Origin of the sequence: Corynebacterium striatum ATCC 6940 (assembly GCF_000159135.1) — a bacterium.
Classification (GTDB): domain Bacteria; phylum Actinomycetota; class Actinomycetes; order Mycobacteriales; family Mycobacteriaceae; genus Corynebacterium; species Corynebacterium striatum.
In genome coordinates this window covers 87,822-108,837 of the sequence record NZ_GG667521.1, presented here as the reverse complement: position 1 = coordinate 108,837, position 21,016 = coordinate 87,822, and the positions used below count along the sequence as shown (strand labels likewise).

At 62.2% G+C, this 21,016-nt stretch carries 19 protein-coding genes; 12 read left to right on the top strand and 7 right to left on the bottom strand.

The annotated features are described in order from the left end of the window. Positions 1-200: 200 nt before the first annotated feature. A complete protein-coding gene (locus tag HMPREF0308_RS05565; RefSeq protein WP_005529544.1) occupies positions 201-419 on the bottom strand; it encodes a hypothetical protein in 219 nt (72 codons plus the stop codon). A gap of 241 nt (positions 420-660) precedes the next feature. On the opposite strand from HMPREF0308_RS05565, the gene HMPREF0308_RS05560 reads away from it, so the two are divergent. The 4 genes from HMPREF0308_RS05560 to HMPREF0308_RS05545 are packed head-to-tail and all read left to right on the top strand — an operon-like array spanning position 661 to position 4,265. Then, positions 661-1,608: an ABC transporter ATP-binding protein gene (locus HMPREF0308_RS05560; RefSeq protein ID WP_005529542.1), complete on the top strand. Its 948-nt coding sequence runs from the start codon at positions 661-663 to the stop codon at positions 1,606-1,608. Next, positions 1,605-2,465, top strand: a complete 861-nt coding sequence (locus HMPREF0308_RS05555; RefSeq protein ID WP_034657048.1) for an ABC transporter permease — start codon at positions 1,605-1,607, stop codon at positions 2,463-2,465. Before HMPREF0308_RS05560 ends, HMPREF0308_RS05555 begins: the two co-directional genes overlap by 4 nt. A gap of 31 nt (positions 2,466-2,496) precedes the next feature. Next, positions 2,497-3,642 (top strand): sensor histidine kinase, encoded by a 1,146-nt coding sequence (locus tag HMPREF0308_RS05550; protein WP_236251892.1) that lies wholly within the window; start codon positions 2,497-2,499, stop codon positions 3,640-3,642. Next, on the top strand, positions 3,642-4,265 hold the full coding sequence (locus HMPREF0308_RS05545; RefSeq protein ID WP_005529537.1) for a response regulator transcription factor: 624 nt from the start codon (positions 3,642-3,644) through the stop codon (positions 4,263-4,265). The genes HMPREF0308_RS05550 and HMPREF0308_RS05545 overlap by 1 nt, the downstream gene beginning before the upstream one ends. Before the next feature lie 350 nt (positions 4,266-4,615). Here HMPREF0308_RS05545 and HMPREF0308_RS05540 read toward each other — a convergent pair whose 3' ends face one another. The 3 genes from HMPREF0308_RS05540 to HMPREF0308_RS05530 are packed head-to-tail and all read right to left on the bottom strand — an operon-like array spanning position 4,616 to position 7,844. Further along, positions 4,616-4,933: a hypothetical protein gene (locus HMPREF0308_RS05540; RefSeq protein WP_005529535.1), complete on the bottom strand. Its 318-nt coding sequence runs from the start codon at positions 4,931-4,933 to the stop codon at positions 4,616-4,618. Positions 4,934-4,946: 13 nt separating this feature from the next. After that, entirely contained in the window at positions 4,947-6,635 is a 1,689-nt protein-coding gene (locus HMPREF0308_RS05535) for a VanW family protein (protein WP_005529533.1), read from the bottom strand. A gap of 48 nt (positions 6,636-6,683) precedes the next feature. After that, positions 6,684-7,844 (bottom strand): glycoside hydrolase family 3 N-terminal domain-containing protein, encoded by a 1,161-nt coding sequence (locus HMPREF0308_RS05530; protein WP_050765415.1) that lies wholly within the window; start codon positions 7,842-7,844, stop codon positions 6,684-6,686. 59 nt (positions 7,845-7,903) lie between these two features. Here HMPREF0308_RS05530 and HMPREF0308_RS05525 point away from each other — a divergent pair, with 59 nt between their 5' ends. Genes HMPREF0308_RS05525 through HMPREF0308_RS05515 form a run of 3 tightly spaced genes read left to right on the top strand, consistent with a single transcriptional unit; the run spans position 7,904 to position 11,870 of the window. Further along, positions 7,904-8,413, top strand: coding sequence for a universal stress protein (locus HMPREF0308_RS05525; RefSeq protein WP_034657125.1), 510 nt, complete (start codon positions 7,904-7,906; stop codon positions 8,411-8,413). Between the two features lie 60 nt (positions 8,414-8,473). Beyond that, positions 8,474-8,671 (top strand): DUF2613 domain-containing protein, encoded by a 198-nt coding sequence (locus HMPREF0308_RS05520; RefSeq protein ID WP_005529528.1) that lies wholly within the window; start codon positions 8,474-8,476, stop codon positions 8,669-8,671. A 1-nt stretch (position 8,672) separates the two neighbouring features. Then, entirely contained in the window at positions 8,673-11,870 is a 3,198-nt protein-coding gene (locus tag HMPREF0308_RS05515) for an alpha-(1->3)-arabinofuranosyltransferase domain-containing protein (protein WP_005529527.1), read from the top strand. Here the strand turns inward: HMPREF0308_RS05515 and HMPREF0308_RS05510 are convergent. Then, a complete protein-coding gene (locus HMPREF0308_RS05510; protein ID WP_005529525.1) occupies positions 11,765-12,895 on the bottom strand; it encodes an acyltransferase family protein in 1,131 nt (376 codons plus the stop codon). The genes HMPREF0308_RS05515 and HMPREF0308_RS05510 overlap by 106 nt on opposite strands. A gap of 106 nt (positions 12,896-13,001) precedes the next feature. Here HMPREF0308_RS05510 and HMPREF0308_RS05505 point away from each other — a divergent pair, with 106 nt between their 5' ends. Next, entirely contained in the window at positions 13,002-14,096 is a 1,095-nt protein-coding gene (locus HMPREF0308_RS05505; RefSeq protein WP_169305111.1) for a PorA family protein, read from the top strand. Then, positions 14,083-15,552, top strand: a complete 1,470-nt coding sequence (locus HMPREF0308_RS05500) for an MmpA family trehalose lipid delivery protein (RefSeq protein ID WP_005529521.1) — start codon at positions 14,083-14,085, stop codon at positions 15,550-15,552. Before HMPREF0308_RS05505 ends, HMPREF0308_RS05500 begins: the two co-directional genes overlap by 14 nt. Here the strand turns inward: HMPREF0308_RS05500 and HMPREF0308_RS05495 are convergent. Beyond that, positions 15,479-16,576, bottom strand: coding sequence for a glycosyltransferase family 4 protein (locus tag HMPREF0308_RS05495; RefSeq protein ID WP_005529519.1), 1,098 nt, complete (start codon positions 16,574-16,576; stop codon positions 15,479-15,481). The genes HMPREF0308_RS05500 and HMPREF0308_RS05495 overlap by 74 nt on opposite strands. A 24-nt stretch (positions 16,577-16,600) precedes the next feature. On the opposite strand from HMPREF0308_RS05495, the gene HMPREF0308_RS05490 reads away from it, so the two are divergent. After that, positions 16,601-17,341: a class I SAM-dependent methyltransferase gene (locus HMPREF0308_RS05490; RefSeq protein ID WP_005529516.1), complete on the top strand. Its 741-nt coding sequence runs from the start codon at positions 16,601-16,603 to the stop codon at positions 17,339-17,341. A 70-nt stretch (positions 17,342-17,411) separates the two neighbouring features. On the opposite strand, the gene HMPREF0308_RS05485 is transcribed toward HMPREF0308_RS05490, so the two are convergent. Further along, on the bottom strand, positions 17,412-19,229 hold the full coding sequence (locus HMPREF0308_RS05485) for a phosphoenolpyruvate carboxykinase (GTP) (protein WP_005529514.1): 1,818 nt from the start codon (positions 19,227-19,229) through the stop codon (positions 17,412-17,414). Positions 19,230-19,636: 407 nt separating this feature from the next. On the opposite strand from HMPREF0308_RS05485, the gene trmB reads away from it, so the two are divergent. Both trmB and HMPREF0308_RS05475 read left to right on the top strand, forming a co-directional pair. Beyond that, complete coding sequence (trmB, locus tag HMPREF0308_RS05480) at positions 19,637-20,413, top strand: tRNA (guanosine(46)-N7)-methyltransferase TrmB (RefSeq protein WP_005529512.1); 777 nt, start codon at positions 19,637-19,639, stop codon at positions 20,411-20,413. Then, the gene (locus tag HMPREF0308_RS05475) at positions 20,413-21,009 is read left to right on the top strand and encodes an NYN domain-containing protein (protein WP_005529510.1); all 597 of its coding nucleotides are present in this window, start codon (positions 20,413-20,415) and stop codon (positions 21,007-21,009) included. The genes trmB and HMPREF0308_RS05475 overlap by 1 nt, the downstream gene beginning before the upstream one ends. The last annotated feature ends 7 nt before the right edge of the window (positions 21,010-21,016 follow it).

The window sequence follows — 21,016 nt, the reverse complement described above, 5'->3', positions numbered from 1 at the left end:
TCTTGCCAAAGAAGACCACAACAAAGCCGACCAGGAAACAGGACGACCAGCCTTCTACGACAACGCTATCCCAACCGAGTACGAACACGCGATAGGAATCAGAAAAGGCCCATGAAGTAACTAACCGTGTCCGCCCCACGACACGCCGCACGGACACACATTCTGCCACTTAACCCCACTTTTAGCGCATTCAATCATGGTTAGCACTGGCCATCGGGATTAAGCAGTCGGTAAACCATTCGGACCACCGCATACACAGCAAGGACACCCACCAATACAAAAACCAAGGTGTTGTTGACAGAGTCAATCGCTAAGTATGCGCAAATTGCTAGAACTGTCATTGTCAAGAAGAATACAGTTGCTTCGCGGCCAACCGTAGGCGCTGGAGTCAATCGAACCATGTCTTGAAAAACTTTCATGAAGATTCCTTCCCTTTGGGGTCATATGATTCTTATGCTTCAACTGTGCCGGTACTCTCGCATGAAGCCTAGTGCCAAATGTACGTAGGCTATATGAGCTTTATCATGCGTAGCCAGCGGAAAGCTGCCCACTCCACATTGCAAATAATGACAAATGTCATGGCGCGCTAATGATCGCTAGCAGAGAAGATAGTGATCAATTCCCGCATTCAAACGACTCAATTTTTGTCAGCATAGAAACATGAACGAAATAGCAAGACGTGAAACAGTCCTCCAAGTCAGCGCCCTCACCCGTAGCTACGGCAAGGGAACGAAGGCGTTTCGGGCTGTTAAGGGCCTTGACTTCCGTGTCAGCCGTGGCGAGGTTTTTGGCCTTCTTGGCACCAACGGCGCTGGAAAAACATCCACGTTGGAGATTCTCGAAGGACTGGCCCCTGCATCTTCTGGTGAAATCGAAGTCTTTGGGCGAGACCCCTTCATTGACAAGTCTCTCATCCGTCCAAGAATGGGCATCATGCTCCAGTCAGGCGGGCTTCCCTCGCAACTAACGGTGCAAGAAACTATCAAGATGTGGCAGGGCACGTGCTCGAATCCCCGCAATACAGAAGAGGTACTAGCAGACGTCGAGCTACTGCATCGGCTTGATGTTCGGGTAGGAGTCCTATCCGGTGGCGAGCAGCGTCGGCTCGACCTCGGCTGCGCCCTACTCGGAAACCCAGAGCTACTGTTTCTCGACGAACCCACCACTGGACTCGATCCGGAATCTCGTAGAAATGTGTGGGATCTGCTCCTACGACTTAAGGAGCAGGGCGTCACGATGGTACTTACCACCCATTATTTGGAAGAAGCCGAGCTGCTTTGCGATCACATCGCCATCATGAATGAAGGAACCATTGCTCGCGAGGGCACGCTCTCCGAACTGGTGAATTCAGTTTCTGCCGAGATCACGGTCTCCAGTGTTCAAACCCCGCCCCAACTTCCGGGTACTACCGTGAACACCGAGCAAGGACGCCACACAATTTCTACAAAGCAGCTTCCCCAAGATGCTCTCACTGTCTTGGAGTGGGCACGTGAAAACTGCCTTGAGTTGGAGGGATTCTCCGCCCGCCCTGCTTCCTTGGAAAAAGTGTTCATGAGTATAGCTAATGAACACAATCCTCAACCTGACTATAAAGGGGTGCAATCGTGACTACTTCTACTTCCCACCATGTAAATCTAGGCAACGCATCGGCTCCAGAATATTCCAACCGTCAGAGTTCCAGTTGGAATCGATATCGAGCTTTAGCTGTGGCCGAAATCCGACAATACTTGCGCAACAAAACGCTACTTTTCATGGCTATAGTATTTCCCATAGGGGTAGGCCTATTGATGCAATTCATGGGTGAGGACGGACAGCCCACAAGCACACGAATGCGCACCGCAATTTCGATGGAAGTATTTTTCCTAATCTCGCTGATGTTCGTCCAGTTCTATTCCGTTCTGTCAATGACTACTACGCGACGTGATGAACGAGTTCTTAAGCGGTTACGCACTGGTGAAGCTCGCAGCGCTGAGATCCTTGCCGCGTTGGCCACCCCCGGAGCTATTATGTCGCTCCTGCTTACCGCGTTAATGTCCGGCATACTCGTTGTCTACACTGGCGATCTACCGAGTACAGGCATTCTGCTACTTCTGGCCATGATTTTAGGAATCGTCATTTCAACAGGTTTAGCACTGCTCACTAGCTCGATTACGGCCAATGCCGAAGCCGCACAGATGACTTCTCTCCCTGTCATGGTTTTGGCCATGCTTTCCCAGTCTCCGCTCCGTTCCACGTTGCCCGATCCGATCCAAGATCCGTTAGCGCGGACACCGTTCGCACTGCTCGGAGATCTCACCTTCATCGAGTGGACTGGGCAGCCTTATATTCCGGATGCAGACCCTACACGTGGCGAACTAACTGCCACACTGACCACAGCCTTGGGACCGCTTGCGCTTATGTTGGTCTGGAGTGTCGCGCTAATTTGGGCAGCATTCCGGTACATGAAATGGGAAACTAACCGCTGATTACTGATGGAACCCAATGTACTCTGACAGCATGACTGTGCTACAGGGGTTCATGGAGAAGCCGGAAACCGATAAGTTCTCCACCTACGTTCGGCTCTCAATGCATGCAACGCTGCTAGCAATAGCCGTTTTAAGCTTCCGACAGGTATCGGTATCGTTCGACGATTTTCAACCTAGCCTGGTCTTGCTGGTCGTATTACTCAATGCGGGGCTCACTACATTGGTAGTCGAACGAACACCGGCATTTTCAACGGCGGCTCGACCGCTCGGAGCGCTGTATCCAAGTGCTATCGCTGTCAATCTATTATGCTGGGCTGTCTCCATTGGGCTACTTGCTACGCAGCGCGCTCCCCATCTCACGGGTACCACTAGCGGACTATCAGTATTCTTGCTATGCAGCTTCGCGTTCGTGCTATCGATCCACATAAAGCACGCTTATCTAATCGTTGCGGCACTAAGTGTAGTCACCGTATCCGTGGTTAAGCACCCCGAACTGGATCACCCTATCTATATAGTTGTTTTCGCATTGGTGTTGGTTTGGGTTAGCAAGGTTACTGTTTGGTCGGTGGGAATAGTCAAAGAGCTATATCGGACGCGAGAGCTGCAGTCACAACTGAAAGTACAGGAGGAGCGCTTACGCTTCGCCCAAGAGCTACACGATAGCTTAGGACAACGCCTAGCGGCGATGTCCCTGAAAACTCAGCTCGCCATCTCTCTTCACAAGAAAAACGACGACCGGACAGATGGCGAACTTCGCGAACTTGAAAAGCTCGTACGGCTCATGCGTACGGATTTGCATCAAGTAGTAACAGGATATCGCACCTTACACCCAAGCTCAGAGCTTGATGAGGCTACTAGCTTACTGGGAGGAGCAGACATCGCGGTCACCGTAACAGGATCACCGAAGGAGATCCCATCCACCTGCCAACAGACCGCTGCCTGGTTCATCCGCGAAGCGACCACCAACGTGATGAAACACTCAAGCGCCAGTGTGGTGAACATCGAACTCTCTGAACACGAGGTATCACTAACCAATGATGGGGTAGAGCGCTCTATCGGGCCGCTCGGTGGCATACAAGCCCTACAGGAACGAGCAAAACAGATCGGTGGCACAATCTCCCTTACCCGTCAAAACAATCAGTGCACTGCAACACTTTCGTGGAAGGACACCGACTAATGCTCTCCATTGCAATCGTCGACGATGAGCAGCTTATCGCTTCTTCGCTAGCCACCTTGTTAGAACTAGAAGACGATCTCAAGGTGACCGAGACCTTCGCCTCCGGTGAGGAACTACTCTCTCGGTGGGAAAAGGCCTACACCCTCAACTCCCCACTTCCTGATGTACTAGTGACAGATCTGCAGCTCGGAGGCATGGATGGCGTCGAACTAGCAAAAGAAATTCCGCGCCTATCGCCCCAAACTGCCATTGTTATAGTTACGAGCCATTCGCGGCCACACCAACTCAAACGAGCGTTGGCATCTGGGGTACAAGGATTTCTGCCGAAAACCGCTACCGCAGAAGAGTTTGCCACAGCGATTCGCACGGTACACAAGGGAAGAAGCTTCATCGACCAAGAACTTGCTGCTACGACTATCACAGCAAATTCCAGCCCATTGACCGAACGCGAAGCCGAAGTCATCGAAGCCGCTGGTAATGGAGGCTCGATAGAACAAATTGCCAAGGAGGTCTTCCTGGCCACCGGCACAACCAGAAACTATCTTTCCTCAGCAATGGCAAAGCTCGGTGCACAGAACCGATTCGAAGCATATTTGCGCGCCCGAGAATCAGGGTGGATTTAGGCGAGGGTTTCTATCCCCTCGCCGTTGTCAGCGGCATCCTCGTGTATGTAGTCACGGTCTACACCCAACTAGGTGGATCATCTTTTGGCTGACTCGTAGCCATGAATGTTTGATATGCCAATAAATGGACGTGCATCCGAAGCTGAGTAATAAGGAAACGCTCCGAGTAACGACTGAGCATCCCAGACAGTTGATGAATTCGAGGTTCGAAGACCATCTTCGCTGCGTCTCATCTATGACCCCAGATTCCGACCTACCAAAGAGCCGGATCGCTGTAACCGCCGAGGCTTTGGAGAGTCTAGAACGAACTTGAGCCAATGGGCCCAGTATCTGGCATGCACCCCCAACTTTCAGGGGACAATATCGTGCTGGTCAGTGGCGCTTAGCCACTGGGCCAGTTCATTTTGTGCCCGTGCTACCCCGCCTGGATAGTGTGCTTCCAACTCTGCGGCTGCCGGTTCGAAGAATTTCTCTGTGAGCGCGGCTAGATCGCGCTCAGGAACGTTGCCGCGGATGTCATCTAGCGGGGCGCGGAACGTCACCCCACAATCGGTGCGGAGCTGATATCCGCGCCAGTCTTCGCTGTAGATGCGAAGTTCTGCCCCGCGCAGGTTGGATTCAATGACCACGTTGCCGAATATGAGCGTGGTAAGGGTTTTCTCTTCCATGGCGTCGAGGCTACTAGCCGCAGCGGACGATGGGCTGTGGGTCGTAGACCGTAGTGGTGGTCTCGCGGGAGAGTTCCTTGCCGCCTAGATCCTTGATGATGCGGGTATCGGACGTCGTAAAGCCCGGCGCGCCGGAAGAAGGCGAGCAGTCGCTGCCTGGGACGGACATAGGTTGTGGGTCGGTCTTAGCCCAGCGGCCGTTGTTGACAGACTCCACGTTGTAGGTCTTCACGCCCTTGAAGCGGACGGTGATCTTGCCGCCGCCAAAGTCGGTCTCAATGCGGACCGGGGTGTTCGTGGTGTTCTTGAACTGCAAGTCGATGGAACCCTCGTACACGGTAGCCTCGCGGCCGGCCGGGTAGCGGGAGATGTAGTAAGAGTGCGGCGTGTGGGCCACGTCCTCGAAGCCGGCGAAGTAAGCGGCATTGTAGAGCGTGGTGGCGAACTGCGAGATGCCGCCGCCGACCGCAGTGCCGGAGTGTCCATTGATGATGATGCCGGACTCCACGTAGCCCTGCGCCGTGCCGCGCGGGCCGGTGTAGCCGTTGAGGGAGAAGGTCTCGCCTGGGTTGACCACAGCGCCGTCGACCTGCGCCGCCACGCGGCGGATATTCTCGCCCGATGCGCCAGAGAAACCGCCGGTGGAAAACTCCGACACGGTGTCGTTGAAGGTGGCCTTTTCCGCCATCTCGGTGGTGTACTCCGCCGGATCCGGCTTGTAGTCCGCGTCCCAGGTGCGCTCGTCGCCCTTGACGCGCTTATCGAAGTCCTTCAAGGTCTTCTCCCAGTCGATAATCGAGCCATCGACCGATGGAGTCACATTCATCTTGTCGCCGCTGAAGGAAATCTTGGCATTCTGGCCTGGCACCTGCGCGCCATCCATGCGCTCCTCGAAAAGCTGCTGCGCCTTCGGCGTATCCACCTTCAGCTCCAGCTTGCCGTCCTTCGCCTCAATGGAGACGAACTGCGCGATTTCGTCCTTGCGCAGCGTGCCCGCGACGTTGTTCTCGCCGTTGATGGTGAGCGGGTTGTCGAGGGCCTTGGCGGCGTCGCCAGTGCGCATCGCCTCAATCGCGTCGTCGTTGATAGCGGGCTCCACCTCGACAGGCTCTACCTCAACGCCCGCCGGGTCGAGCCAGTTTTCGGTGATGCCATTTTTCAAATCATCCGGCTCCACCGTCTGGCCCAGCACTGGCTTGGTCACCTTAAGCTGGCCGTTGTTGAGCTCCAGCATGCCATCCTTCGGTGCGAAGGAGAGCTCGTTCTTCACGCGCTCCAGTGCACCATCCAGTGCAGTGTCGTCAATATCAACGGCGACCGGGATTTCCTGTGTGGCCTTTACGAAGCTAAACAGACGAGTCACCGGATTATAGGAAGCATCCGGAATGCCGTCCACGGCCTTCTGGTAGTTCAGCGTCAGGCCTGACTCGGCAGGGACTAACTGGGAAGACTTCTCCCCGGAGGTGACGTTGACGGGCTTGGTCTCGACGTCGCCAAGCTCGCGCTCCAATTTCTCTACCGCAGCGGTGCGCTCCATGCTGGAGATGTCCACACCGCCCACGGACGTCGCACGCGGAACCTTGCCCTGATTAGCAATAACGTCCCACGTGTAGGCGATGCCCGCGATCAGGAGAAGGCCGACGATCACGCCGAGGGTGATGCGCCAGCCTTTGCCAGTTTGCTGTCCTACTGCCTTTTTCACGCCTTAAAGACTATCGTTCGAGCTGCAGCATTCCTAGTAAGGTCCCGTTTACTCGGCCAAACGCCGGGCAGAAGTTTGCAGTTGCTCCTCGGTCAAGGTGCCGTCATCGAGGGCTGCCACGACGGCGTCGATAGCCGCGTCGAAGCCCCCGTCAGTGGACCACAAGGGCATGTCAGCGCCCGCTCCAATCGCAGCAACCACCGCCTGCGGCACATCCATCGTGTCCGCAATGGATGCCATTCCGCCCAGGTCATCGGTGTAAATGGGGCCTTCGAAATGCAGATGCTCGCGCGCGAGCTTATAAGCGGCCGGATTGATAGAAGCCGCCGTTTGGCCATCGCCCAGGCCCGGCACAGCGAGGTGGCTCATCATCAGGCCGGCCCCAGGGGCCGCGGGGACGGCCTCCTCGAAGGGCACGAACTCGTGGGTGTAGAGCTCCTCCAGTGGCGGGGTCACGGCCTCAGCCAGGTGGGTATCCCCCGAGGCACGCCCGTGGCCTGGGAAGTGTTTGAACACGGCTTCGACGCCGGCCGACTCAAGGCCGCGGGCAAAGGCTGCGCCATACTCACCGGCTTGCGCCGGATCGGTGGAGAAGGAGCGGTCCCCCACCACTTCGAGCCCGCCGCCGTCGACGTCGAGGACCGGGGCGAAATCCACGTTGATGCCGTGTGCCTTGAGCACGCCGCCGATCTCCGCGCCGATCCTCTCCACATCCTCCGGGCTGCCGTCTGCGGCCATCTGCTGCGGGGCCGGGAATGCCCCGAGGACTTCGGAGAAGCGCTGCACGCGGCCGCCTTCAAAATCAATGGAGACCTTGAAGTCGCGGCCCAGCTCCTCTCGCAGGGCCACGATGTTGCGGCCCTCTTCGGTGAGCAGATTCGGATCCGCCCAGCTGGGGATGAAGATGCCGCCCGCGCCGGCTTCGAGCTTCTGGCGTGCGTCGTCGTAGTTGACGGCCGGCGGCATGAGCAGGGAGGCCGCCAGCTGCCGGCGGTCCGTTGCGGCGGGCGCGGCGCTGGTCTGTGGGATAGCACTGGCGCTTGACGACGCCGCGTTTTCCGGCGGCGCGACCTCCTCATCCGCGCAAGCCACCAAGGTACTTCCGAGCCCCACCGCGGCGAGTACGGCAGCTGCGCGCACTCGTACCCGCGGACGCGAAAAAGCGGCTGCAGATCCAGCCGCGGGACGGAAGCAATGGAAAAGATGCATGCCCTCCAGTGTGCACGATTGGCCACGCAGCGGCCGTGAAGGGGGTTACTATGGCCCCTATGAGTAACGCAGAGACCATGTTGATTGCTTATGACGGCTCCACTCGCGCTGCCCGCGCCATGGAGCATGCGGCCCGCCTGCTGCGCCCGCGCCGCGTGGAAATCCTCACGGCGTGGGAGCCGGTTGCCCGCCAGGCCGCGCGTGCCGTGAGCCGCACGGGTTTGCACCAGTCCACCGTAGCGCCGGATAACGTCGAGGACGATCCCGCTTACGAGGAGGCGCTGCGCATCTGCAAGCAGGGCATCGAGGTCGCCGAGAGCCTGGGGCTGAGCGGCCGCGCTCACCTGGTGGAGTCGGTGACCACGATTGCTTCCGCCATTGTCGACGCCGCGCAAGAACTCGACGTCGACGTCATCGTCACCGGCACCCGCGCGCTCAGCGGCTTCCGCGGCTGGTGGACCAACTCCACTGCCGAGCACATCGTGCGTAATGCGGGCCTTCCGGTGTTCATCGTTCCGCCCGAGCTTGACGACGACGAGGACGACGAGGAACCCGAGGCCCACAGCTAGTCGCATCCCCGGCGCGATTCGTACAGGAATTGCGCCGTGTAGCTGCTAGTATCTAGGACCATGGCACTCGAGACGGACTCCCTCAACAAGCGCACCCTCGGCCCAGCCGTGGGCAGCACCGTCGTGGGCATCGCCCTCGGCGTCATTACGGTGATTGGCATCGCGCAGTTCTCCAACGCTGACGTGGTCCCGGCAGGCAACGCTGTGTCTACTTCCGACGCCGTCATGGGTGGCCCGGAGTACGGCTCCCGCAACTAATGTGCGTGGCTTTTTCTCCCGCGGCATAGCCCGCCGCCCGCAGCTGCGCTGGCGCCTTGTCGGCCTGCTAGTGCTAGCGCTTATTGTCTTTAGCCAGCCTTTTGGGCTGACCGTCGCCGACACCAAACATGACCTCGCCGCGAACCCACTGGGGTTTCTGCGCGGCGCCCTGCACGCTTACACCGAGGTCTTCACCTTGGGCCAGCTGCAGAACCAGGCCTACGGTTACTTGTTTCCACAGGGCCAGTTTTTTCTCCTCACTGACTTCCTCCCCGACTGGATAGCCCAGCGCCTGTGGTGGTGGCTCGTCCTCGGGGTGGGTTTTTGGGGCTTCCATCGGCTCCTTTTCGCCGCTCTGCCGTCGCTTCGGCAAGCGCCCGGCTGGTGGCCTTTCTTGGCCGCGCTGCTCTACTCGCTCTCCCCGCGCGCGCTAACCACGCTGGGGGCCATCTCCTCGGAGACTTGGCCGGTCATGCTCGCGCCTTGGGTCGTGCTGCCTTTCCTGCGCCGCGAGCTGAACTGGCGCGACGCCGCGGCCGCTATCATTCCCGTGGCGCTGATGGGTGCGGTCAATGCCACGGCTACGCTCGCGGCCTGCGTGCCCGCTGCCGTGGTCCTGCTCTATCGCCGCGCTTGGCGCCCCGGGCTGGCCTGGCTTGCCGGCTGCGCCGCGGTATCGGTCTGGTGGATCGTTCCGCTGCTAGTACTCGGCCGCTATGCCCCTCCGTTTACCGAGTTCATCGAGTCCTCTTTTGTCACCACCCGCTGGCTCAACCTGCCGGAGATTCTGCGCGGCACCACCAGCTGGGCGCCCTTCGTCGACACGGAGCGCAGCGCCGGATATGCCCTAGCCGTCGAGCCTTTCTTCGTTCTGGTTACCATCGCGGTGGCGGCCGTTGGCCTGTACGGGCTTAGCCGCCTGCCTCGCGTATGGCCGGTGATGCTGTGCGTGGGCATCGCCATCTTGGGCACCCACGCCGCGTGGTACCTGCATGCTCTCGACGGCCCGCTCGCGGCGCTGCGCAACCTCCACAAGTTCGACCCCCTAGTTCGCATCCCGCTCCTGCTCGGATTCGCCGCGGCCACCGCCCCCCTTTCGCTGCCTGACTCGGGCCGCGCGTGGCTGCGTCCCTCCCGGAAGCAGGCGGTTGCCGTGCTGGTGGCGGCGCTCGCCTGTGCCTCCTTCTCGCCCGCGTGGACCGGCCGCCTCCTACCCAAAGGCGCCTATTCCGCGGTCCCCGACTACTGGCACGAGGCCGCGAACTTTCTCAACGCCACCGCCCGCGATACCCGCACGCTGCTCTTCCCCGAGTCCTCCTTCGCGCGCCAAGACTGGGGCTGGACCCGCGATGAGCCGGCGCAGGCGCTTCTCGACGTCCCCTGGGCCGTCCGCGACGCCATCCCTCTGGTTCCGCCCGAGGCCATCCGGGGTCTCGATGGCGTCGTCGCCGCGCTTCACGACGATCCCCGCACCGGCACCGCTGCACTCCAACGCCAAGGCATCGGGGCGATCCTGTTGCGCCACGACCTCGCCTCCACCGAGGGGGCCAGCGGCCGCGACGACTCGCGGCTAGCTGCTTGGCGCAACGCCTCCTCTTACGGCGGCCAGGTCCACGCTTTCGGCCCCAATGACGAGGTTGAGGTCATCATCCTGCCGCACCAAGACTCCGCGGGAGTGCTCAGCACCACTGAGCCCGTACGCGTCGCAGGCGGCGGCGAGTCCTTGGCCTTCCTCGATGCGCATTCGGCCAACCGGCCTGCGTATGAGCTGGTGGAGGGCAACGCCGACATCGTCACCGATACCCCTACCCTGAGCGACCGCAACTACGGCACCCTCGACGGCCCCATCTCCGCCCCGCTGGGCGCTGAGGATCCCTCGACCGTGAACAACCGCCTGCGCGACTACCCCTCCGCAGGCCCGCTGACCACCGTGGAGTCCCACGGCGGCACGGTCCGCGCCTCCTCGTCTGCCGCCGACGCCGACTCCTTCGGCGGCGCCAATCCGGCGCGCTCCATCACCTCCGCAGTAGACGGGGAGAACTCCACCGCCTGGTGGCCAGCGCCTGGCGACACCGGCTGGCTCGAGCTCAACAAGGACCCCCAAACGCCCGCCTGGGACGCCCCCGTCATCGATCTCATGGCCACTGGCCACACCGAGGTCACCGTGCGCTCGGGCAGCGCCAAGGTCAAGGTCAAGCTCAAGCCTTATCGCTCCCGCCAGGTGCGCGTGCCCGGCGGTGCGACGCACTCTATCCGCATCGAACTCAAAGAGCGGGTGGGAATCGCCAACGCACAGGTCATGGGCTCGCCCATAGAGCGCGTGGTCACCGTCCCAGACACCTCACCGGACGTGCGGCAGTTCTTCTTCCAGCAGCTGCTCCAGGACTCCCGCATCCTCATCCGCGACTTCACCGCACCGCGTTCCATGCAGGTCACGCTCGATTCCACAAAGACCGTGCTGGTCGACGGCGCGCGCTATAACCCCGGCGACACCCTCACCCTGCGCCCCGGCAAGCACCGCGTCCGCACCACGGGCACGTGGATAAGCCTGCGCGAAAAGGGCTGGAATCCGCCCAGCACCACCCCGGCCACCGGCCGGGACATCACCGCCGCCTCCACCGAGCGCCTCCTCATCACCGGCGACGCCTTCAACGAGGGCCTGCGCGGTCACCTCGATTCCCCCACCGGCAGCGTGGACCTGCAGCCCCGGGAGATCAACGCCGGCGGCCAGGCCTACGTCATTCCGGCGGGCGCGAGCGGCAGCTTCCGCCAAAGCTTCGTCGCCGAGCGTGCCTACCAGGTGGCCCTGGGTCTCGGCGGAGCGCTGGCACTGCTCACGGTAGCCGGTTGCCTGCTCGCACTTCGCCGCCCTCCCCGCGAGCCCTGGCTGCCCGCCGACACCGCATCCTCGCACACCGTGGCGGCGCTATGCGGGCTGGGCACCCTCGCCCTGCTGGGGCTACCCGCCGTACTGGCGGGGGTGGCGGCATGGGCGGTGCTGAGGTGGACGTCGTTAAGCGCGGCTCCTTTGGCGGCCGCCCTCACACTGGCCGCGGGCGCCATGCTCGCCCGCGCCCCCTGGGCAAGCGGCACCTACGCCGGCGACTCCGTCTTGGTGACCTGCCTGTGCGCCGCGGCCTTGGCCTGCGTTCTGTGGCCGCGCAACAACCGACGCCCCGGCTCCTCCACCACCACATAGCTCACCGCCGACACCAGCAGACTCAACGCCACCGTGGCCACGAGGACCACGCCAAAGTGGACCACCGTGCCGCTAAACATCGGCACACCCAGCAGCGGGAAGACCACCGCGAGCACCGCAACGTGCCACAGAAACAGCGAATAGGACCAGCGGCCCAGCGCTTGGAAAACCTCGCTCGCCAACACGCTTTTCTCCGCGCGCGGGGCCAGCGCCACCGGCACCATCACGCACGCACCGAACACCGCACCGACAATGATGCGCCGCGCGAACTCGCCCGGCTCCGGATGCTCCAGCCCCCGCGGGCCAAACCACTCGCGGCTGGCCAGCCACAGGCAACCTGCCGCCAGCAGCCACCACGCCCACCGAATGCGCAGGGCCCGCTCCACCCAGCGCGGAAGGCGCAGGCCCTCCGCCTCTGCAGCGAGCAACCCCACCACGAACCAGGACGCATACGCCGGCGGCCAAATCTGCGAATTGACGTCGCCTTTGTCGAAATCCGCCACGAAGGGCACAAAACCCCAGCCCCAACTCAGCACTGCTGCAGCCAGAAAGGCCGCCATCCGCTGCTGCCGGTTCCACCCCCGCATGAGCCAGGCCAGGGCCGGCAGCACGAGGTAGAACGCGAACTCCACGCACAGCGACCACAACTGGGTCAGACCCGGCGCGAGGCCATCGACCACGTAGATCTGCGTGCTCGTGAGGTTGCTGAATACTTGGGTGAGGGTGACGGAGTGGGCGTCGGGAAGCAAAGCGAGCACCAGCGCCACGCACACCAGGTAGGCGGGCGCCAGGCGCGCCACGCGTGACCAGGCATAATCCCGGGTAGTGTGCAGATGGCGGCGGCGCCACAGCAAAAAAGCGCTCAACGCGAAAAAGACCGCCACGAAGTAATCGAAGCGCTCCGCAATCCCCCATCCAGTGCCAGTTTGGAAGGAAACGTGGGTGACCACGATCCCCAAGGCTGCGCATCCGCGCAATCCATCCAGCTCGGGAAGGTGGCAGGGTACAGTCTTTGAGGAAGCCAAAACGGTTTTCTCCTTCCTCCGGCTAAGATTCATAGGGCCATGACGCCACAAGCGAACTGATTGGAACTTTACTGTAATGAAGCGGCTGATTAATTGGAGCTCGCGGATGACGAGGGTGATCGTCGCCGCGACTGTCTTCCTTCTACTTGGATCCGTCCTCCCGCCGCTGTATAAGAATCAGGCCCGTCCGCTGCCGCTCAACCTTAATTTCACGGTCACCACCGAGCCCGCCACCGGGCCCGCGCTGAACATCCTGCGCGCGCTGCACCACGAGAAGCCTGCCGATCCCCACGGCGACCCGGCCTGCGAATCGGAGCAGGCTCCGCTTTATTGTTATATCGAGGACCGGGTGACCACGCTCGAGCGCGTCACCACCACCTCCGCTACTAACGACGACGCCGTGGCCTCCGCAAATTCTTCGCTCAAGGTCGAGGCCGACGGTAAGACCATCGCGGAGTTCAACGAGAGTTCCCTGCTCAACCGCGAATCTGCCTATCCCATCCCAGGGTTAAATAGCTCTCAGCAGTTCAACATCACGCCACTGGGCACGGGTGCTTCTTCCATGGACTTCGAGCGCGACGGCATCAGCTACTTCTTCCCTGCCAAGGCAGAACAGCGCAGCTACCCGTACTTCGACCCGATGACGCAGACGGCCGCGCCCATCGACTTCACGGGCACGGAGAAGCGGGAGACCATCCCCACGTACTCCTTCCACCAGGAAATCGACCCGGTTTCAGTGGTGGACTCGCTGAGCTTTGCACAGCAGGACAACCTAGAGCAGCTGCGCCGCTCGGGCCCTGCGAAGGCGATGTTTAAGCCGGAGTCCCTCGAGCGCTTCGGGCTGAGCCCCACCGAGCATGTCATCCTCGAGCCCTTCTACACCGTCAAGCGCGACGTATGGGTTGAACCCACCACCGGCACCATCCTGGACGTGCACGAGGACATCAAGATCTTCCTCGCCACCGACGCCGACCAAGCCCGCCAGATGGTGGAAGAAAATGACACCGCAGACCGCGCGCTCTTCCAGGCCGACATGTCGTGGTCCGAGGCCACCAAGCAGGAGCGCCTCGATTCGGTACGTACCACGATTGAAAGCGCGAAGATCCTGAGCATCGTGGGGTGGGTCGGCAAGGTTATCGGCGTGGTTTTGCTTGCCTATGCTGCCTCGTTGTACATGCGCCGCCACCGTGACCGCGCATAGCTGGAGCCGCCGCGTCCTTGTCGCGTGGGGTCTCCTGCTCGTCGGCGCAGTGTGCTGGCCTTTCCTGGTGCCGGGCGAGCTGCTGTGGCGTGACATGGCGTTACTCCACCACCCGGGCCTGACGGCCACGAACTTTGGGCTGGGTACCTTGCCTGCCCGCAACGCACCGCAAGATGGGGTCTTGGCGTTGCTGGGCGGCGATTGGTTCGCGCGTGTTCTGGTGCTGGCCAGCGCCTTGGCCAGTGCGTGGGGGGCGGCAAAGTGGGCGCACACTCCGCTGGCGGCTGCTGCCGCGATGGCGTGTGCGGTGGCCAATCCTTTCGTTCTTGAGCGCCTTCTGCAGGGGCAGTGGTCGCTGGCGGTAGCCGCGTGGCTCGCGCCAGTGCTGGCGTGGGCCTGCCTTAACCGACGCCGCGCCGCCTCCTGGCTCGCGCTCTGGGCCTCCTCGCTGACTCCCACGGGCGGGGTCTTCGGGGTGGTGATTGCGCTTGTCACCGGCCGCTTCCGGCTTGCCGCAGGTGGCGTGTTGCTCTGGTTGCCGTGGCTGGTGCCGGCGCTGTCCAACAACTCCGCACCTGGTTCCGCAGCCGCGCAGGTCGCCGCCTTTGCTCCCCGTGCGGAAGGCTTCGTGGGCACCGGGGGCGCACTGCTGGGCTTGGGCGGAATCTGGAGCGCCGACGCCGTGCCTGCCTCCCGCTTCGCGCTCGCGGGCCTAGCCGTCGCGGCCTTGGCGTTCATGGGGTCCCGGCACCTAGAGCATGCTTGTCGGCGCCCCCTTTACCTCCTCGCCGCCCTCGGCCTCGGCCTGGCCTGCGGGGCGTGGCTCTTCCCCGGCGCGCTGGGGTGGTTTATCGCGCACGTTCCTGGCGCGGGCCTGCTTCGCGACGCCTCCAAGCTCACGCTCCTCGCCATCCCCCTCTACGTCGCGGGGTTGGGGGCGCTGCCGAATCTGCCTGCCGCGGTAGGGCTCCTCGCCTGCCTCCTGCAAGCCCCCGGCGCCCCGCGCGACGTCGCCGTGCTCGCCCCGCGCTCCGAACAACCCGTGGTGGACCAGCAGCTTGTCGACGCCCTCAACGGCCGCGTCGCCTTCTTCCCCGACCGCCCCTCGCTGGTGAGCCTGCGCGGCGGCGGCGTGGCCGTGGACCCGTATTCCAAGGCGTTAAACAAGCTCGAGTCGGGCGAGCTCATCGTCGATGGCGTGGTAGTGGACCAGGCCCAGCCGGCTTACGTCGCCGCCCACGATGCCTGGCAGCGCCGCGATATGGACGCCCTGGAGGAACTCGGGGTGGGAGCCGTGGTGGTCGATAGCCGCATCGTCGCCGAGACCGCCGCGCCTGCCCCCGCGGTGCCGTGGGCTCTGACCACGCTCTGGCTCCTGCTTGCTAGCGCTGCTTTTCCACTAGCTCGCCAAGCAGCTTCTCGAAAGCCTGGCCAGTCTTCTCCCACGAGTACCTAGCCGCCAGCTGCCGGGCATTCTCGCCCAAACGACGCCGCTCATCTGGGTCTTCCACCAGCTTCTGCACGGCGTGGGCGAACTCGTCCTCGGTATCGACGAGCACGCCGGTCTCCCCGGCGACCACGCTATCGCGCAAGCCAAACGTGTAACCCACCGTGGGAACGCCGTGCTGCGCGGCCTCCATCACTGCCAAACCCCAGCCTTCTTTGCGCGAGGGCATGAGATGGACGTCGGCAAGCGCGAGCAAAGCGTGCTTGTAATCCTCCGTGACCTGGCCGCGGAAGCGCACCCGCTCGGCCACCCCGATGCACGCGGCATACTCGCGCAATTGCGCCTCCCACCAGCCGGAACCGATGACGTCGAGGACCGCGCCCGGCATGCGCGCCACGGTGTCCATGGCATGCTCAATCTGCTTGTGCGGCACCAGCCGCGAGAGCGTGACCAGGTGAATCGCGGTCTCACGCTCCAGCGTCGGCACGTGCGCGGGCAGCGGATCCACACCGTTTTCGATGATGCGCGCGCCCCTGATGCCTAGGTCCTCGAGGTCGTGCTTCGAGGCCCGCGAGACCGTCACGTAGGGGCTATTACGGTAGACCCGCGGCGCCACCTTCGACTCAAGGAACCAGCCCAAGCGCGCCAGCAGGGGGCCTGCAACCGGCCACTGCTCGCGGTGGCAATGGTGCGTGAGCAGAACCGTCGGCGCTGGCGAGACCAAGCGCGCGAAGAAGGGAATGCCGTTTTGGGTATCGACGATGACGTCCACGCCCTTCAGATCCCCCAACCCCAGCCGGCCGGCGAGGATAGCCAGCCACGCGCGCGGATACACGCTGAACTTCGCTCCCCCGCGGGAGTAGAGCACGCCCGCCCGGCGCTCCCGCTTGGCGGCGTTCATGTGCCGGGCGGTGCGAAAGACCACCTCGTGGCCCTGCGCCGCCAGGTACTCACCCACTCGCTCGAGGTAGCGCTCCGAGCCACCGCCCTGTGGGTGGGTGGAATCGCGCCAGCACAGTAAAAGAATTTTCATGTCGAGCTACTAGCCTAGTGGGTTATGAAACAAACCCGCGCCATGGCCACGCTTGCGCGTTCGTGGCGGCTGCTGCGCTCCTTCCGCTTCGAACAGACCCGGCCTGACATCTTCTACGGTGGCCTGGCCTCCGACACCGCCCTGCTTGTCGACGCCCTCTGCACCGACCTCGGCCTCCCCCTTTCCGGCGCGCGCGTGCTCGATGTGGGCGGCGGGCCAGGCTACTTCGCGGAGGCCTTCGCTGGGCGCGGGGCGCGCTACTTTGGCGTTGAGCCCGATGCGTGCGAGATGTCGGCCGCGGGAATCCAGCTGGCCAACGCGGTGCGCGGCGACGGCACGCAGCTGCCCTTTGCCGACTCCACCTTCGACGTCACCTACTCCTCCAACGTGGCCGAGCATATCCCGCATCCGTGGGATATGGGAGAAGAGATGCTGCGCGTGACCCGGCCCGGTGGGCTGGTGATCTTGAGCTACACGGTGTGGCTGGGGCCTTTCGGCGGCCACGAGACGGGCCTGTGGGAGCACTACGTGGGCGGCGCCTTCGCCCGCGACCGCTACACCCGCCGCCACGGGCACCCGCCAAAGAACGTCTTTGGCACCTCGCTTTTCGACGTCTCCGCGCGCGAGGGCCTCGACTGGGCCACCGCGCATGACGCTTTGCTCACCTTTCCGCGCTACCACCCCAGCTGGGCGTGGTGGGTAACGCGCGTGCCTGTGCTGCGCGAATTCTTAACTTCGAACCTCGTCATCGTGCTGCGCGCCTAGAGTTCTCTCGCATGCAAAAGGGCCTCCCCGCTTCACCATGATGGTGGGCGGGAAGGCCCTAAGTTTTGGCTTAGGCGTTCTCGACGCGCGACTTCAGTGCGCGGAACTCATCCCAGACCTCGGACGGAACGCGGCCGCCCAGGAAGTTGAGCCACTCGGCGTTGTCTTCCATATCGCCAGCCCAGTCAGCGGCGTTGACGGCCAGCGCCTCGCGGACATCCTCGATGTCGAAGTCCAGGCCCTCGATGTCGATGTCCTCAGCGCGAGCGGTGTTGCCCACGACAGTCTCGACGGCGTCGACCTTGCCTTCGATGCGGTCCACGATCCACTTCAGGACGCGGGAGTTCTCGCCGAAGCCCGGCCACAGGAAGCGGCCGTCTTCGCCGCGGCGGAACCAGTTAACCAGGAAGATGGACGGCATGCGGTCACCGCCCTTGACGCCCATGTCGATCCAGTGCTGCAGGTAGTCACCAGCGTTGTAGCCGATGAACGGCAGCATCGCCATTGGGTCATGACGCAGTGCGCCGACCTTGCCCTCTGCTGCGGCAGTCTGGCCGGAGGAGAGCAGGGAGCCGATCATGGTGCCGTGGTTCCAGCTGAATGCCTGGGTGACCAGCGGAACGGTGTCCGCGCGGCGGCCGCCGAACAAGATGGCGTCGATCTTGACACCCTTCCAGTCGTCGAACTCCGGTGCCGCAGTTGGGCACTGAGAAATCGGGACACAGTAGCGGGAGTTCGGGTGAGCAGCCTTTGTGGTGGATTCAGGGGTCCAGTCGTTGCCGTGCCAGTCGATGAGGTGCGCAGGAGCGTCGCCCATCTCCTCCCACCAGACATCGCCGTCGTCGGTCAGCGCGACGTTGGTGAACAGGGTGTTGCCCGGCTCCATGGTCTTCATGGCGATCGGGTTGGAATCGTAGTTGGTGCCTGGTGCCACGCCGAAGAAGCCGTTCTCCGGGTTCACGGCGTAGAGGCCGTCCTCGCGCAGGTGCAGCCACGCGATGTCGTCACCCACAACCTCCGCGGACCAGCCCGGGATGGTCGGGGTGATCATGGCGAGGTTGGTCTTGCCACAAGCAGACGGGAAAGCCGCCGCAACGTGGTAGTTCTTGCCCTCCGGGTTGGTCAGCTTCAGGATGAGCATGTGCTCAGCCATCCAGCCCTCTTCTTTACCCATAACAGAAGCGATGCGCAGCGCGTAGCACTTCTTGGCCAGGATGGCGTTTCCGCCGTAGCCAGAGCCGTAGGACCAGATTTCCTTGGTCTCTGGGAACTGGGTGATGTACTTGGTGTCGTTGCACGGCCAAGTCACATCCTCCTGGCCCGGCTCCAGTGGAGCGCCCACGGAGTGCAGTGCGTGGACGAAATCGCCCTCAGCACCAATCTTCTCCAGCGCCTGTGCGCCCATACGGGTCATGATGCGCATGGACAGGACCACGTACGCGGAGTCAGTGAGCTGGACACCCAGCTTCGGGTCAGGATCGTTGATAGGCCCCATGCAGAAAGGAACCACGTACATGGTGCGGCCCTTCATGGAGCCGCGGAATGCCTCGGTCATCTCTGCTTTCATGGCTGCCGGCGGTGCCCAGTTGTTGGTGGGGCCAGCGCCTTCCTCGGTCTCCGTGCAGATGAAGGTGCGGGACTCAACACGTGCGACGTCAGACGGGTTAGAGCGAGCGAGGTAAGAGTTCGGACGCTTTTCTTCGTTCAGCTTGATGAGGGTGCCCTTTTCCACGAGCTCCGCTGTGAGACGATCTGCCTCTTCCTGGGAGCCGTCGACGAAGACCACTCGCTCCGGCTGGAATAGTTCGACACTTTCGCTAATCCAAGAAATGAGTTTTTCGTTGCTCGTTGGCAGCTCGCCAACGAGGCCTTTAATGGTGGCGGTCATCTAAGAATCTCCTAGTGGTCCGGTTCGTGAGGTTGTATATCGCCAAGGGCCATGCGCTGCACACAGTCAGAGCACACGTCCCCCATGGGTCATTCACCTCAAGATTAACCCCACGTCGGTGTGAATTACCGCTAAACTTTGGCATTCAAAGCCAATGTGGTTATATCCACACCGTTCACCACAACTTAACCAAGCGTACGCCGGTGTGACATTAAGCATATGTGACTTTTACCCACCCCAATATGGGGCTGAAATGTCGCGAGTGCCGCGTTATTTTGTACGGAAGAACTTACCCCCTCGCAGCTCAATCCGGTTATATCCGGTGCGTAATATGCGTACGAATGCCCCCTGGCCTAGCGGCGCGGCACTTTGTTAGTTACCCAGACACAGGGAACAATATATGGGCAATGAATACTGCAGATAATCCTCAAAACTCCCCAGCTGGCGAGATGCCACACGGCCGCCCGCTGCAGACCGACTTCAACGCTGAATTCGGCAACGATCTTGATTACCCACGCCTCGGCAACGTCACCTTCCGCCGCGGCACCCTCACCGACAACCAGAACGCCCTCTTCGAAGAGCACTGGCCGCGCCTGGGCAAGATGCTCGCCGACGAGCGCATCGACCTCGACGAATGGTTCGGCCGCAGCGGCGCCAAAACCATTGTTGAGATTGGCTCCGGCACCGGCACCTCCACCGCCGCGATGGCGCCGAAAGAACAGGACACCAACATCATCGCCGTTGAGCTCTACAAACCTGGCCTGGCCAAGCTACTGGGTTCCGTTGTGCGCAACGACATCGACAACATCCGCATGATCCGCGGCGACGGCATCGAGGTCATGGTCCGCATGTTCGCACCAGAGTCCCTCGATGGCATCCGCGTCTTCTTCCCGGATCCCTGGCCCAAGGCCCGCCACCACAAGCGGCGCATCATCCAGTCCGGCACGCTCAACCTCTTCGCCTCCCGCCTGAAGAAGGGCGGCGTCCTGCACGTAGCCACCGATCACGCCGGTTACGCCGAGTGGATCACAGAGCTTGTCGACGTCGAGCCCAGCCTCGAGTTCAAGGGCTGGCCCTGGCCCGAATGCCCGCAGCTGACCGACCGCCAGCTCATCACCAAGTTCGAGGGCAAAGGCCTCGAAAAAGACCACGTCATCACCGAGTACCTGTGGGAGAAGAAATAATGGCCGGCTCTTATCTGCTTGTTTGGGACGCCCCCAACATGGACATGGGGCTCGGCGCCATTCTGGGCGGCCGCCCCACTGCGGCGCATCGCCCGCGTTTCGACGCCATCGGCCGCTGGCTCGTAGAAATCGCCCTGCAAAACGACGCCCGCCCAGAGGCCGCGGTCTTCACCAACGTCACCCCTGGTGGCGCTGATGTCATCCGCCCCTGGGTCGAGGCCATCCGCAACGTGGGCTTCGCGGTCTTTGCCAAGCCCAAGCTGCACGAGGACGACGACGTCGATCCCGACATGATCGCCTACATTCAGGAAAACCGCGACAACCTCGACAGCGTGATCGTCGCCTCCGCCGACGGCCAGAACTTTCAGTCCCTCCTCGAGGAACTCGCCGCCGAGGGCAAGCCGGTGTGCGTCCTCGGCTTCCACGAGCACGCCTCCTGGGCCGTGACCCACGAAGACATCGAGTTCGTCGACCTCGAGGACATCGAGGGCGTCTTCCGCGAGCCGCTGCCGCGCATCAACCTGGACAATCTGCCCGAAGGCGGCGCCTGGCTGCAGCCATTCCGCCCACTCACCGCCCTGCTCAAACAGCGTTAGGAGAACC

Coding starts and splice junctions, on each gene's coding strand:
- HMPREF0308_RS05475 (WP_005529510.1), top strand. CDS start 20,413: ATGGCCGGCTCTTATCTGCTTGTTTGGGACGCCCCCAACATGGACATG.
- HMPREF0308_RS05550 (WP_236251892.1), top strand. CDS start 2,497: ATGACTGTGCTACAGGGGTTCATGGAGAAGCCGGAAACCGATAAGTTC.
- HMPREF0308_RS05485 (WP_005529514.1), bottom strand. CDS start 19,229: ATGACCGCCACCATTAAAGGCCTCGTTGGCGAGCTGCCAACGAGCAAC.
- HMPREF0308_RS05565 (WP_005529544.1), bottom strand. CDS start 419: ATGAAAGTTTTTCAAGACATGGTTCGATTGACTCCAGCGCCTACGGTT.
- HMPREF0308_RS05520 (WP_005529528.1), top strand. CDS start 8,474: ATGGCACTCGAGACGGACTCCCTCAACAAGCGCACCCTCGGCCCAGCC.
- HMPREF0308_RS05490 (WP_005529516.1), top strand. CDS start 16,601: ATGAAACAAACCCGCGCCATGGCCACGCTTGCGCGTTCGTGGCGGCTG.
- HMPREF0308_RS05530 (WP_050765415.1), bottom strand. CDS start 7,844: ATGCATCTTTTCCATTGCTTCCGTCCCGCGGCTGGATCTGCAGCCGCT.
- HMPREF0308_RS05545 (WP_005529537.1), top strand. CDS start 3,642: ATGCTCTCCATTGCAATCGTCGACGATGAGCAGCTTATCGCTTCTTCG.
- HMPREF0308_RS05495 (WP_005529519.1), bottom strand. CDS start 16,576: ATGAAAATTCTTTTACTGTGCTGGCGCGATTCCACCCACCCACAGGGC.
- trmB (WP_005529512.1), top strand. CDS start 19,637: ATGAATACTGCAGATAATCCTCAAAACTCCCCAGCTGGCGAGATGCCA.
- HMPREF0308_RS05505 (WP_169305111.1), top strand. CDS start 13,002: ATGACGAGGGTGATCGTCGCCGCGACTGTCTTCCTTCTACTTGGATCC.
- HMPREF0308_RS05540 (WP_005529535.1), bottom strand. CDS start 4,933: ATGGAAGAGAAAACCCTTACCACGCTCATATTCGGCAACGTGGTCATT.
- HMPREF0308_RS05525 (WP_034657125.1), top strand. CDS start 7,904: ATGAGTAACGCAGAGACCATGTTGATTGCTTATGACGGCTCCACTCGC.
- HMPREF0308_RS05560 (WP_005529542.1), top strand. CDS start 661: ATGAACGAAATAGCAAGACGTGAAACAGTCCTCCAAGTCAGCGCCCTC.